General features: G+C 46.1%; 12 protein-coding genes. 10 read left to right on the plus strand and 2 right to left on the minus strand.

Going from position 1 to position 12,812, the window contains the following annotated elements; genetic code table 11:
- Positions 1-46 precede the first annotated feature (46 nt).
- The 8 genes from ACNFN4_RS14765 to sipT all read left to right on the plus strand — a co-directional run bounded on the left by ACNFN4_RS14765 (position 47) and on the right by sipT (position 8,342).
- The gene (locus ACNFN4_RS14765; protein ID WP_017417688.1) at positions 47-745 is read left to right on the plus strand and encodes a Yip1 family protein; all 699 of its coding nucleotides are present in this window, start codon (positions 47-49) and stop codon (positions 743-745) included.
- A gap of 1 nt (position 746) precedes the next feature.
- On the plus strand, positions 747-1,883 hold the full coding sequence (locus tag ACNFN4_RS14770; RefSeq protein ID WP_448200275.1) for an efflux RND transporter periplasmic adaptor subunit: 1,137 nt from the start codon (positions 747-749) through the stop codon (positions 1,881-1,883).
- Entirely contained in the window at positions 1,884-2,576 is a 693-nt protein-coding gene (locus tag ACNFN4_RS14775) for an ABC transporter ATP-binding protein (protein WP_007409637.1), read from the plus strand. It begins immediately after the preceding gene.
- Positions 2,573-3,766 (plus strand): ABC transporter permease, encoded by a 1,194-nt coding sequence (locus ACNFN4_RS14780; protein ID WP_249684823.1) that lies wholly within the window; start codon positions 2,573-2,575, stop codon positions 3,764-3,766. Before ACNFN4_RS14775 ends, ACNFN4_RS14780 begins: the two co-directional genes overlap by 4 nt.
- A 281-nt stretch (positions 3,767-4,047) precedes the next feature.
- A complete protein-coding gene (locus tag ACNFN4_RS14785) occupies positions 4,048-4,803 on the plus strand; it encodes a DeoR/GlpR family DNA-binding transcription regulator (protein WP_014417627.1) in 756 nt (251 codons plus the stop codon).
- Positions 4,800-5,711 carry a 1-phosphofructokinase gene (gene pfkB, locus ACNFN4_RS14790; RefSeq protein ID WP_003154572.1) on the plus strand — a complete coding sequence of 304 codons (912 nt, stop codon included), beginning with the start codon at positions 4,800-4,802 and terminating at the stop codon, positions 5,709-5,711. Before ACNFN4_RS14785 ends, pfkB begins: the two co-directional genes overlap by 4 nt.
- Before the next feature lie 14 nt (positions 5,712-5,725).
- Positions 5,726-7,630 carry a PTS fructose transporter subunit IIABC gene (locus tag ACNFN4_RS14795; protein WP_014417629.1) on the plus strand — a complete coding sequence of 635 codons (1,905 nt, stop codon included), beginning with the start codon at positions 5,726-5,728 and terminating at the stop codon, positions 7,628-7,630.
- Positions 7,631-7,760: 130 nt separating this feature from the next.
- The gene (sipT, locus tag ACNFN4_RS14800) at positions 7,761-8,342 is read left to right on the plus strand and encodes a signal peptidase I sipT (protein ID WP_003154568.1); all 582 of its coding nucleotides are present in this window, start codon (positions 7,761-7,763) and stop codon (positions 8,340-8,342) included.
- A 37-nt stretch (positions 8,343-8,379) separates the two neighbouring features.
- On the opposite strand, the gene ACNFN4_RS14805 is transcribed toward sipT, so the two are convergent.
- The gene (locus tag ACNFN4_RS14805) at positions 8,380-8,649 is read right to left on the minus strand and encodes a hypothetical protein (RefSeq protein ID WP_021493749.1); all 270 of its coding nucleotides are present in this window, start codon (positions 8,647-8,649) and stop codon (positions 8,380-8,382) included.
- 162 nt (positions 8,650-8,811) lie between these two features.
- On the opposite strand from ACNFN4_RS14805, the gene ACNFN4_RS14810 reads away from it, so the two are divergent.
- Both ACNFN4_RS14810 and ACNFN4_RS14815 read left to right on the plus strand, forming a co-directional pair.
- On the plus strand, positions 8,812-10,431 hold the full coding sequence (locus ACNFN4_RS14810; protein WP_007409642.1) for an ABC-F family ATP-binding cassette domain-containing protein: 1,620 nt from the start codon (positions 8,812-8,814) through the stop codon (positions 10,429-10,431).
- A 112-nt stretch (positions 10,432-10,543) separates the two neighbouring features.
- The gene (locus ACNFN4_RS14815) at positions 10,544-11,452 is read left to right on the plus strand and encodes a ketopantoate reductase family protein (protein WP_448200276.1); all 909 of its coding nucleotides are present in this window, start codon (positions 10,544-10,546) and stop codon (positions 11,450-11,452) included.
- 28 nt (positions 11,453-11,480) lie between these two features.
- Here ACNFN4_RS14815 and ACNFN4_RS14820 read toward each other — a convergent pair whose 3' ends face one another.
- Positions 11,481-12,713 carry an aminopeptidase gene (locus ACNFN4_RS14820; protein WP_007409644.1) on the minus strand — a complete coding sequence of 411 codons (1,233 nt, stop codon included), beginning with the start codon at positions 12,711-12,713 and terminating at the stop codon, positions 11,481-11,483.
- Between the last annotated feature and the right edge of the window lie 99 nt (positions 12,714-12,812).

Raw genomic sequence — 12,812 nt, forward strand, 5'->3', positions numbered from 1 at the left:
TAAAGCGTACGTATAAACAGAATAATACATAGGAGGCATCAGCAATATGGAACCAAACCTGGAAAAAAGCAATACGGCAGTAACGGAAAAGCCGTCAATTTTCGGCGTCATTACAAGTCCTGTTGTGCAGTTTAAAAGATTAAAAGAAAAGCCGGTCATCGGCATTCCTCTCCTGATTGTCATCATTCTCATCGCGGCCGGCAGTATTTTGCGCGGACTGGGGATGAATTATGAAGAAGTGCTGAACAGCACATCTCTTGACGGATTGTCGGATGATCAGATTGAAATGACCAAAACCATTGCTAAATTCGGCTCGATGTTCGGAGGAATCTTCGGGGGCATTATCGCTCTGTTTATCGTTCCGCTCATTTACTGGCTGTGCGTCAAAATTTCAGGCGGCGTGACAACTTACAAAAAAATGCTCTCACTCAGCCTGTTTACGGCATTCATTACCAATATCGGCTTAGTCATTAACGGTCTTGTCACTTATTTTACCGGTGCGGGCTCACTGTACGCCGTTACATCTTTGGCGAGTGTCATACCGGCCGGAGACGGCGTCGCGGTCTTTTTAAGCGCGTTCGACATTTTCAGCATCTGGAGCTATATTCTGCTCGCTTTGGGACTTCGCTATACAGGCGGCATTTCAAAAAAAGCGGCCTGGACTTCCGCGATTGTCCTGTTTGTTATTATGCTTTTGGTTTCGGCAGTCGGAGGACTGTTAAGTTCAGTGACAGCAGGTGTATAACATGAAAAAAATTTGGATCGGAATCGGCATCGCCGTAATTGTTGCAGTATTCATCGGTATCAATATTTATAAGTCTGCCGCTCCCGCGGGCGGCAGCGCCGGGAAAAAAATCGAAACCGGAACCATGGAAAACAGAGAAATCTCCTCTACGGTCATGGTTCCGGGAACACTTAAATTCTCTAAAGAACAGTATGTTTTTTATGAAGCGGATAAAGGAACTCTTGATAAAGTGAAAGTAAAAGAAGGCGACAAAGTAAAAAAAGGGTCGTCGTTAGTCACGTATACAAATGAGCAGCTCAATCTTGATAAAGAACAAAATGAGTTGACAGAACAATCAAAACGGATGCAAATCGAACAAGTTGAAGAAAAACTCAGAGCATTAAACAGCAAGGAACAAGATCTGGCAAAACAAGTGGGGGAAGCGGAAGCCAAAAAACAAATTGAATCCGAACGGACTGATCTGCAGCTTCAGCAAAAAACGGCGGAAATCGAATTAAAGCAATCTGATTTGCAAAAGCAGTCTCTTGAAAATCAAGTGGCGAATCTCAATGTTAAGAGTGAGATGGACGGGACGGTAATCTCGGTAAATCAAGAAGCGGCTTCTAAAAAATCGGATATTCAAGAACCGGTTATACATATAGGAGACCCGGAACACCTGATCGTTGCCGGCAATTTGTCCGAATACGACACGCTGAAAGTGAAAAATGGACAAAGCGTTACGATTACCTCAGACGCCATTCCCGGTAAAACGTGGAAAGGGAGAGTGGCGGCTGTCGGCCTCGTTCCTGATCAAAAGTCAAGCGCTGCTTCGGGGGAAAGCACGGAACAGGCCGTGCAGTATCCGTTCCAGGTTAAGCTGATCGGAAACCTTCCGGAGGGCAAGCCGGGGTTTAAATTAATTATGAACATTGAAACCGACAAACGGAAAGCCGATACGCTGCCGTCCTCCGCGGTCAAAAAAGACGGAGATGAGCACTGGGTCTTTACGGTAAAAGACGGGAAGGCCAAACGCGTGAAAGTTAAAGTCGGCGATACCGCAAATCAGCTTACGGAGATAAAAGAGGGGCTTTCAAAGGATGATAAAGTCATTCTGAATCCGGCTGACGGTTTGACTGACGGAACGGATGTGAAAGCATAGATGATTCAGCTTTCAAAGGTGAAAAAAAGCTATCAGATCGGCAAGGAGACGTTTGATGTTCTCCGTTCAATCGACCTGACGATTGAAGAAGGAGAATATGTGTCAATTATGGGACCGTCGGGATCGGGGAAATCTACGATCATGAATATCATCGGCTGTCTGGACAGACCGACGTCCGGCAGTTACAGGCTTGCGGGCGAAGATGTTTCTTCATGCACTGAAAAAGAGCTTGCGGCGGTCCGGAACAAATCAATCGGATTTGTTTTTCAGCAGTTTCAGCTGCTGCCGCGATTGAATGCAAGAAAAAATGTCGAACTCCCCATGATCTACGCCGGTATCGGCAAAAAAGAGCGTGAGGAACGGGCTGAGCATGCGCTGGAAAAAGTCGGTTTGGCGGATCGGATGCGTCACATGCCGAATGAGCTGTCAGGCGGCCAGAAGCAGCGTGTCGCGATTGCAAGAGCCATCGTGAACGAACCGAAGCTCATTTTAGCTGATGAACCGACCGGCGCGCTGGATACGAAAACAAGCATTTCCATTATGGAGCAGTTCACAGAGCTTAATGCAGAGGGCGTGACCGTGGTGCTTGTCACTCATGAGCCTGAAGTGGCGGACTGTACAAACAGAGTGATTTTCGTCCGTGACGGCATGATCGTTTCCCGCGATGCTGAGCAGAGGAGAGTGGGAGAATGAGCCTGTTAGAAAATCTCCGGATGGCCCTCAGTTCCGTAAGAGCTCACAAGCTGAGATCGATTCTGACGATGCTCGGAATCATTATCGGCGTCGGTTCAGTAATTGTTGTTGTGGCTGTCGGCCAGGGCGGAGAGCAAATGCTGAAGCAATCCATCAGCGGGCCGGGCAATACGATTGAATTGTTTTACCTTCCGAGTGATGAAGAATTAACAGCCAATCCGAACGCCTTACAGGAAGCGAGTTTTACAGAAGAAGATATTAATGGATTAAAAGGAGTGGACGGCGTAAAGCAGGTTGTCGCTTCCGCGGTAAAATCCATGACGGCCCGTTACCATGAAGAAGACACGGATATTACGCTGAACGGCATTAACAGCGGCTACATGGACGTAAAAAAGCTGGACGTTCAAGATGGACGGACATTTACGGACAATGATTTTCTTTCCGGGAAAAGAGCAGGAATCATCTCGAAAAAAATGGCTGAAAAGCTGTTCGGGAAAACGTCTCCGCTCGGAAAAATCGTCTGGGCCGGCGGACAGCCCGTTGAAGTAATCGGCGTACTGAAAGAAGAGAGCGGTTTTTTATCGTTAGGACTCAGTGAAATGTATGTGCCGTTCAACATGCTGAAAACGTCTTTCGGTACTAACGACTACAGCAACGTTTCCGTTCAGACGGAGTCCGCTGATCAAATCAAAACAACAGGAAAAGAAGCGGCCCGTCTCTTAAATGACAATCACGGTACAAAAGAGGCCTATCAAGTCATGAATATGGAAGAAATCGCGGCGGGAATCGGTCAGGTCACGACCGTCATGACGACGATCATCGGTTCGATCGCCGGTATTTCTCTCATTGTCGGCGGGATCGGGGTCATGAATATCATGCTCGTATCAGTGACGGAACGGACAAGAGAAATCGGCATCCGCAAATCGCTCGGTGCCACGAGAGGACAGATTCTGACACAATTCTTAATTGAATCTGTTGTGCTTACATTAATCGGCGGCTTAATCGGAATCGGTCTCGGCTACGGGGGAGCATCACTCGTTTCCCTTATCGCAGGCTGGCCGTCGCTCGTTTCCTGGCAGGTGGTTAGTATCGGTGTGCTGTTCAGTATGCTGATCGGTGTCATTTTCGGCATGCTGCCCGCCAACAAAGCATCACGCTTAGATCCGATTGAAGCATTAAGGTATGAATAACCTGCGCCCCATGCAGTCTGCATGGGGTTTTTTGTGTTTTAATGATTGAATGAATATAATAGACTTTTTTCATTTATGATAAAAAGAAAATGTCATACAATTGTCCCCCTTTTTGTCGAATTTACAGTTTACAAACCCTATGTACATACGTTAATATGAACAAATGTGAAAGATTTTGATAGTTATTGAATGAATTTGAGTGATTTTAGTTGCTTGAAGTAAAAAAAGCGTTTACAATTATCTTGCAGCCGAAATGAATACGTTTTCAAAGGAGGCGGAATATGCTTACTCCTGAAAGGTATCAGCTGATTATGGATCAGATTGAAAAGCGAGATGTGGTGAAGATTCAAGAGCTGATAAGCATGACAAACGCTTCTGAATCAACGATCAGAAGAGATTTATCAACACTTGAAGAGCGCGGGTTTTTAAAGCGCGTTCACGGCGGGGCGTCTAAACTTTCCAACAGCAGGCAAGAACCCGATATGCTTGAAAAATCCTCCAAAAACCTTCAAGATAAACTGAAGATCGCTGAAGAAGCGGCATCTTTATTAGAAGAAGGTGACTGTATTTACCTCGATGCGGGAACAACTACATTGCACATGATTGATTTTATAGATCATACAAAGGACATTGTGGTTGTCACAAACGGAGTTATGCATATCGACGCTTTAATAAGGAAAGGGATTCCTTTTTATCTTCTCGGAGGATATGTGAAGCATAGAACAGGTGCGATGATCGGCGGCGCCTCATTAACGGCGGTCAGCCAGTACCGTTTTGACAAAAGCTTTCTCGGGGTGAACGGCGTGCACATTGAAGCCGGCTTTACAACACCCGATCCGGATGAGGCTCTTCTGAAGACAAAGGCTGTGAGACAGGCGAAAAATGCGTATGTTTTAGCCGATCCTTCTAAATTCGGCGAGATTTCTTTCGCAGCGTTCGCCGCCTTGGGCGATGCCGCTATCATTACCACTGAAGCTGAAGAACTTGCATTCGATAATTACCAAGAAAAAACTGTCGTAAAGGTAGTGAAACCATGATTTACACTGTAACCCTCAATCCGTCTGTTGACTATATCGTTCACGTTGAAGATTTTGCCGTAGGCGGTTTAAACCGTTCCAGCTATGACACGAAGTATCCCGGCGGAAAAGGCATCAACGTTTCGAGATTACTGAAAAGACACCATGTGCCGTCAAAAGCATTGGGGTTTGTCGGCGGATTTACCGGAAATTATATCACGTCATTTTTGCAGCAGGAAGGTCTGGAAACGGCTTTTTCTGAGGTAGATGAAGACACGCGTATAAATGTAAAACTGAAAACGGGCGATGAAACGGAAATTAACGGACAGGGCCCGACGATTTCAGACGAAGTGTTCAATGCCTTTTTAGAACAGTTCTCCGCTCTGGAAGAGGGAGACATCGTCGTTTTAGCGGGAAGCATTCCTTCTTCCCTGCCGCATAACACATATGAAAAAATTGCTGAGGCATGCAGAAAGCAGAATGCCCGGGTAGTGGTGGACATCTCCGGTGAAGCGCTGATGAAAGCGACAGAAATGAAACCGTTTTTGATGAAGCCGAATCATCATGAGCTTGGGGAAATGTTCAATACGGTCATTGATTCAGCCGAAGCTGCCGTTCCTTACGGTAAAAAATTAATTGAACAAGGCGCTGAACACGCGATTGTTTCGATGGCTGGCGACGGTGCGCTTTTATTTACGAAAGAGGCGGTTTTCCTCGCCAATGTTCCTAAAGGAAAGCTTGTCAATTCGGTAGGCGCGGGTGATTCCGTCGTCGCGGGATTCCTTGCGGGAATTTCAAAACAGCTGCCTTTGGAAGATGCGTTCCGTTTAGGAGTTGCTTCCGGAAGCGCGACGGCATTTTCTGAAGAACTCGGAACTGAAGAGTTTGTACAGCAGCTTCTTCCTGAAGTTAAAGTCACACGTCTATAGAGGAGGAAAGAAAAGTGAAGATAACTGAGCTGTTAACAAGAGATACAATTCATCTCAATATAGAAAGCAAAGAGAAAGAAAACGTTATCGATGAAATGGTGACAGTGCTTGACAAAGCCGGCAGATTAAATGACAGAGAGGCTTACAAAGCAGCCATTTTAAATCGTGAAAGCCAAAGCTCGACGGGAATCGGCGAAGGCATTGCCATTCCTCATGCGAAGACGGCGAGCGTCATTAACCCGGCCATCGCATTCGGCCGTTCAAAAGATGGTGTGGATTATGAATCATTAGACGGTCAGCCGGCACACCTGGTCTTTATGATTGCGGCAACCGAAGGAGCGAATAATACGCACCTTGAGGCATTATCAAGACTTTCAACGCTTCTTATGCGTGAGGAAATCCGCAAACAGCTTCTTGAAGCTGAATCAGAAGACGCGATCATTGACATCATCAATCAGCATGACAAAGATGACGATGAGGAAGAAGAAGAGCAGGAAGAACAGGCAGCGCCGTCAGGAAAAGGCAAAATCCTTGCCGTTACGGCATGTCCGACAGGTATCGCCCATACGTTCATGGCAGCTGACGCACTGAAGGAAAAAGCGAAAGAGCTCGGCGTTGACATTAAAGTCGAGACAAACGGCTCAAGCGGTATCAAACATAAGCTGACGGCTCAAGAAATTGAAGACGCGCCTGCGATCATCGTGGCGGCTGATAAACAGGTTGAAATGGAACGCTTTAAAGGCAAACATGTTCTTCAAGTACCTGTAACGGCTGGTATCAGACGTCCTCAGGAACTGATTGAAAAAGCCGTTAACCAAGATGCGCCGATTTACGAGGGCAGCGGCGGAGGATCTTCCGCTTCAAATGAAGACGGCCCGAAACAGAAATCAGGCACAAGTATCGGAAGCACTTTCTATAAACACTTAATGAGCGGTGTCAGCAACATGCTGCCATTTGTCGTCGGCGGCGGAATTCTCGTTGCGATCTCATTCTTCTGGGGAATTCATTCAGCTGATCCGAAAGACCCGACATACAACACGTTTGCCGCAGCGCTGAACTTTATCGGCAGCGATAATGCGTTAAAACTGATCGTTGCCGTTCTTGCCGGATTCATCGCAATGAGTATTGCGGACCGTCCGGGATTTGCGCCGGGTATGGTCGGCGGATTTATGGCTACGCAGGCGAATGCCGGATTCTTGGGCGGACTGATTGCCGGATTCTTAGCCGGTTATGTCGTAATCCTGCTGAAAAAGCTGTTTGTCTTTATCCCTCAATCTCTTGACGGATTAAAACCTGTATTGATTTATCCGCTGCTCGGTATTTTTATCACAGGAGTTCTGATGCAATTTGTCATAAACACTCCTGTAGCAGCGTTCATGAATTTCTTAACAAATTGGCTTGAAAGCCTTGGAACTGGAAACCTTGTCTTAATGGGTATTATTTTAGGCGGTATGATGGCTATCGACATGGGCGGCCCGCTCAATAAAGCGGCCTTCACTTTCGGTATCGCGATGATCGATGCCGGAAACTATGCGCCGCATGCGGCCATCATGGCGGGCGGAATGGCTCCGCCGCTTGGAATCGCACTGGCGACAACATTCTTTAAACACAAATTCTCTAAACGTGACCGTGAAGCCGGTATTACGTGCTACTTTATGGGAGCAGCTTTCGTTACAGAAGGCGCCATCCCGTTTGCAGCGGCTGATCCGCTTCGCGTCATCCCTGCAGCTGTTGTCGGTTCTGCGGTAGCTGGCGGGTTGACAGAGTTTTTCCGTGTAACGCTTCCTGCACCGCACGGAGGAATATTCGTTGCATTCATTACGAACCATCCGCTGCTTTATTTAATGAGCATCGTGATCGGAGCGATTGTAACGGCTGTTATCTTGGGAATCGTCAAAAAACCGGTTGTAGAGAAATAAGCAAAAAGCGTCCTTTACGGGCGCTTTTTTCAATCATGTACGCATAGAAGCGTTATGTATTTTGTGATGAGTTATGATAAAGTAAAGATGGTACATGAACTGAAACAGTGATCGTCTAGGAGGAACCACGTTGACTGAAGAACAAAAACCTACTTCTGAAAAATCGGTAAAAAGAAAATCCAACACGTATTGGGAATGGGGAAAGGCCATCATTATAGCGGTCGCACTTGCGCTGTTAATCCGCCATTTCCTGTTCGAACCATACTTAGTGGAAGGATCATCAATGTACCCGACATTACATGACGGTGAAAGGCTGTTTGTCAACAAAAGCGTCAATTATATCGGAGAAATCGAGCGGGGGGACATCGTCATTATTAACGGCGATACATCGAAAGTCCATTATGTAAAGCGGCTCATCGGAAAACCGGGAGAAACGGTGGAAATGAAAAATGACACGCTTTATATAAACGGCAAAAAAATCGCAGAACCGTACCTCGCGAGCAATAAAAAAGAAGCGAAAAAACTGGGAGTCAACCTGACGGGAGATTTCGGCCCCGTAAAGGTTCCGAAAGGCAAATACTTCGTCATGGGCGACAATCGGCTGAACTCAATGGACAGCCGGAACGGACTCGGTTTAATTGCCGAAAACCGGATCGTCGGCACCTCGAAGTTTGTGTTCTTCCCATTTCATGATATGCGTCAGACAAAATAAAAACGCCGCGCTGCCCGATTTGGACAGCAGGCGTTTTTTATTTGGCAAACGAGGCGGCGACGGCGATGAACAATACCGTGGCCAGCACTGATCCGACAATGGCCAGAACGCTGAAAAAAAGGTTCACCTGCTTCTTCTCTTTGCCGCGTTTTTCAAGCATCCGTTTTGAAAAGAGATGCGAAAACGTATAAATGAGGGCGATTCCGACGTACAAGCCGATGTCACGTGCCGTAAAGCCTGTGACGGCCAGAAAAACCCCGGTGAAGAAAATCATAAGACAGTATTCTGTGAGTGTTAAAAGCTTCAACTTGTTCCTCCGTGATGAATATGTATATATATCTATTGTATCACAGCGCTCCGGGTTTGACGCCTGCATCTTTTCAAACCCGTATATTCGCAGGGAAACATTTCTCTTCCCCTTTATTCATGGTATACTTTTAATGATGATAGACACGATGGAGGATTCTAAATGATTGCTGTAAATAATGTGAGCTTGCGTTTTGCGGATCGCAAGTTATTTGAAGATGTCAATATTAAATTTACGCCGGGCAACTGCTACGGATTAATAGGCGCAAACGGTGCCGGAAAATCAACATTTTTGAAAATTTTATCCGGTGAGCTGGAGCCGCAGACCGGCGATGTCCATATGAGCCCGGGTGAACGTCTTGCCATTCTGAAGCAGAACCACTTTGAATATGAAGACTTCGAAGTGCTGAAAGTCGTCATTATGGGACATAAACGTTTATACGAAGTCATGCAGGAAAAAGACGCGATTTATATGAAGCCTGATTTTTCAGATGAAGACGGCATCCGCGCCGCTGAGCTTGAAGGAGAGTTTGCGGAATTAAACGGATGGGAAGCTGAAAGTGAAGCCGCTATTTTGTTAAAGGGCCTGGGCATCTCTGAAGACCTGCATACGAAGAAAATGGCGGACTTAGGCGGTTCAGAAAAGGTGAAAGTGCTTTTGGCACAGGCGCTTTTCGGCAAGCCGGACGTTCTGCTGCTTGATGAACCGACCAACCACTTGGATCTGAAAGCGATTCAGTGGCTGGAAGAGTTTTTAATCAACTTTGAGAACACAGTCATCGTCGTATCCCATGACCGTCACTTTTTAAATAAAGTGTGCACGCACATCGCCGATCTTGATTTTAATAAAATTCAAGTGTACGTCGGCAACTATGATTTCTGGTATGAATCCAGCCAGCTTGCTTTAAAGCTTTCTCAGGAAGCCAACAAGAAAAAAGAAGAGCAGATTAAACAGCTTCAGGAGTTCGTGGCCAGATTCAGCGCCAACGCTTCTAAATCAAAGCAGGCGACATCAAGAAAGAAACTCCTTGATAAAATCACGCTTGATGATATCAAACCGTCATCACGCCGTTATCCTTATGTCAATTTCACGCCGGAACGCGAGATCGGAAATGACGTGCTGCGGGTTGAAGGCTTAACAAAAACGATTGACGGGGTAAAAGTGCTTGATAACGTCAGCTTTATTATGAACAGAGAAGATAAAATCGCTTTTACGGGCCGCAACGAACTTGCCGTTACGACATTGTTTAAAATCATTTCCGGGGAAATGGAAGCAGACAGCGGCACATTTAAATGGGGCGTGACCACTTCTCAGGCGTACTTCCCTAAAGACAACAGCGAGTATTTTGACGGCAGCGATGCGAACCTTGTTGACTGGCTCCGCCAATACTCGCCGCATGACCAAAGCGAAAGCTTTCTGCGCGGTTTCTTAGGACGCATGCTGTTCTCAGGAGAAGAAGTCAACAAAAAATCAAACGTCCTTTCCGGAGGAGAAAAAGTGCGCTGCATGCTTTCAAAAGCGATGCTTTCCGGCGCGAATATCTTAATTCTGGATGAACCGACCAACCACTTAGATTTGGAATCCATTACGGCGCTTAACAACGGCTTAATCAGCTTTAAAGGCGCTATGCTGTTTTCATCTCATGACCATCAGTTTGTACAGACAATTGCCAACCGCATCATTGAATTAACGCCTAAAGGCATTGTTGACAAACAAATGTCTTATGACGAATTTCTTGAAAACGCGGATGTACAGAAAAAGCTTGAAGAGCTATACGCGTAATAAAGAAGCAGGGGAGACTCTGCTTTTTTATTTATGAAAAAAGTTTTCAATCTTCTGACTTCCCGTTACAATAAATGAATACATAACTTGAAAAGATACGGAGGAATGCATCATGAAGTTTTTAATTGTCGGAGCTGGAGGAGTGGGCGGATATATCGGCGCGCGTCTTGCAGAAAAGGGAAATGACGTTACGTTTCTCGTCCGCAAGAAACGGGCGGAACAATTACAAGAAACGGGTTTGACCGTCAAAAGTGCAAAAGGTGATGTTTCAATCAAGCCGAAATTAATGATGGCGGGCGAAGAAGGAGCATTTGACGCCGTTATTATCGCTTCAAAAGCGTATTCTTTGCAGGACGTTATTCGGGATGTCAAACCGTTTGTCAAACCTTCGTCTGTCATTATTCCTTTTTTAAACGGATACAGGCACTATAACCAGCTGTTTGAAGCTTTTTCAAAACGGCAGGTGCTGGGCGGCCTCTGCTTTATTGAGAGCGCCCTTAACGACAAAGGGGAAATTCTTCATACGAGCGCTGCCCACCGCTTTGTTTTCGGTGAATGGAACGGGGAACGCACAGAACGTATGAACGAGCTGGAAAACGCATTTGCAGGTGTGAAAGCGGATGTCATCATCAGCGGGGATATTGAAAAGGACATTTGGAAAAAATATATGTTTATTGCCGCGCAGGCGGGAGTGACCACTCTGTTTCAACAGCCGGTCGGACCGATTTTAGAAACAGAAGGCGGCCGTAACACCGCAAAGCGCCTCTTTGCTGAAATCGGAGCCATTTTTAAGGCTGCCGGCATTCCGAAAGATCCTGGTCTGGAAGAAGAGAGTTATCGCACATTGACAAGCATGTCTTACCATATGAAATCGTCGATGCTGAGAGATATGGAAAAGGGCAGGGTGACGGAAGGTGATCATTTACACGGATTTTTGCTTGAGAAAGCGAAAGGCTTGTCAATTGATACACCTGTTTTGGAAACCGTCTGCGCCAACTTGCAAATGTATGAAGCGAAATAAAAAGGAGGCCTGATCGCCTCCTTTTTTATTAAAATGCCCAGTTTCCGTTTCTGAAGATCGGTTCTCTTTTGCCGTCCGCCGTAATGCCGTCGATATTCATATCTTTGGAACCGACCATAAAATCTACGTGTGTAATGCTTTCATTTAAGCCCTCTTTGACAAGCTCTTCCCGTGTCATTTGTTTACCGCCCTCAATATTAAAGGCATACGCACTGCCGATCGCCAAGTGGTTAGAGGCGTTTTCATCGTACAGTGTGTTGTAAAATAAAATATTTGATTGTGAAATCGGTGAATCGTACGGCACTAAGGCCACTTCTCCGAGATAGTGTGAGCCTTCATCGGTTTCGACGATGCCTTTTAAAATCTCCTCGCCTTTTTCAGCTTTCACATCGACAATGCGGCCGTTTTCAAAGGTAAGAGTGAAGTTATCAATAATGTTGCCGCCGTAGCTCAGCGGTTTCGTGCTGGAAACCGTGCCGTTCACCCCGTCACGCTGCGGGAGGGTGAAAACCTCTTCTGTCGGCATGTTGGCCATGAATTCGTGCCCGCTCTCATTCACGCTTCCCGCGCCTGCCCATACATGTTTTTTCGGCAGTTCAATGGTTAAGTCTGTTCCTTCAGCCTGATAATGCAGGGCGCTGTAATGTTTTTTGTTCAGGTGTTCCACTTTTTCATGAAGATTTTGATCATGTTTTTTCCATGCTTCCACAGGGTTTTCTTCATTTACTCGGGTCGTTTTGAAAATTTCTTCCCATAAAAGCTGAACGGCTGTTTCTTCCGGCTGATCCGGGAACACTTTTTTCGCCCAGCCTGTTGAAGCCGCTCCGATCACCGTCCAGCTGACCTTATCTGATTGAATATATTGTCTGTATGTATGCAATGCTTTTCCGGCGGCTTTTTGGAACGCTGCAATCCGTTTGCCGTCAGTGCCTTTTAACAGGTCGGGGTCGGATGAGACGACAGAAATAAACGCAGCCCCTTTTTTCGCGAGCTCTTCTTTGCCTTTTGCTTCCCATTCAGGATACTCTTCAAACGCTTCAAACGGTGCCATCTCGTATTTTAATCTGGACAGTTCATCGTCCTGCCAATTTACGGTGACGTTTTTTGCGCCTTTTTCATAAGAATGTTTGGCAAGCAGTCTGACAAGTTCCCGGACATCAGTTGAGGCATTGATTACGACATGCTGTCCTTTTTGGACATTGACGCCGACTTCTACCGCCAGCTGAGCATATGTATGTAACTTTTCAGTAAACGAACTCATCGTTCATTCCTCCTCATCGGTTTTTCTCATCATATCAAATATCGCCTCATAAAGGAAAGAAAGGAGCACAAACGAAAAAGACACAGCTTTTGCTGCGTC

The sequence above is a fragment of the Bacillus sp. N1(2025) genome, assembly GCF_053470005.1.

Bases quoted from the DNA above. Each gene is read 5' to 3' on its own strand.
- pfkB (WP_003154572.1), top strand. From the start codon at position 4,800: ATGATTTACACTGTAACCCTCAATCCGTCTGTTGACTATATCGTTCAC.
- ACNFN4_RS14770 (WP_448200275.1), top strand. From the start codon at position 747: ATGAAAAAAATTTGGATCGGAATCGGCATCGCCGTAATTGTTGCAGTA.
- ACNFN4_RS14785 (WP_014417627.1), top strand. From the start codon at position 4,048: ATGCTTACTCCTGAAAGGTATCAGCTGATTATGGATCAGATTGAAAAG.
- ACNFN4_RS14780 (WP_249684823.1), top strand. From the start codon at position 2,573: ATGAGCCTGTTAGAAAATCTCCGGATGGCCCTCAGTTCCGTAAGAGCT.
- ACNFN4_RS14765 (WP_017417688.1), top strand. From the start codon at position 47: ATGGAACCAAACCTGGAAAAAAGCAATACGGCAGTAACGGAAAAGCCG.
- ACNFN4_RS14810 (WP_007409642.1), top strand. From the start codon at position 8,812: ATGATTGCTGTAAATAATGTGAGCTTGCGTTTTGCGGATCGCAAGTTA.
- ACNFN4_RS14775 (WP_007409637.1), top strand. From the start codon at position 1,884: ATGATTCAGCTTTCAAAGGTGAAAAAAAGCTATCAGATCGGCAAGGAG.
- ACNFN4_RS14820 (WP_007409644.1), bottom strand. From the start codon at position 12,713: ATGAGTTCGTTTACTGAAAAGTTACATACATATGCTCAGCTGGCGGTA.
- ACNFN4_RS14815 (WP_448200276.1), top strand. From the start codon at position 10,544: ATGAAGTTTTTAATTGTCGGAGCTGGAGGAGTGGGCGGATATATCGGC.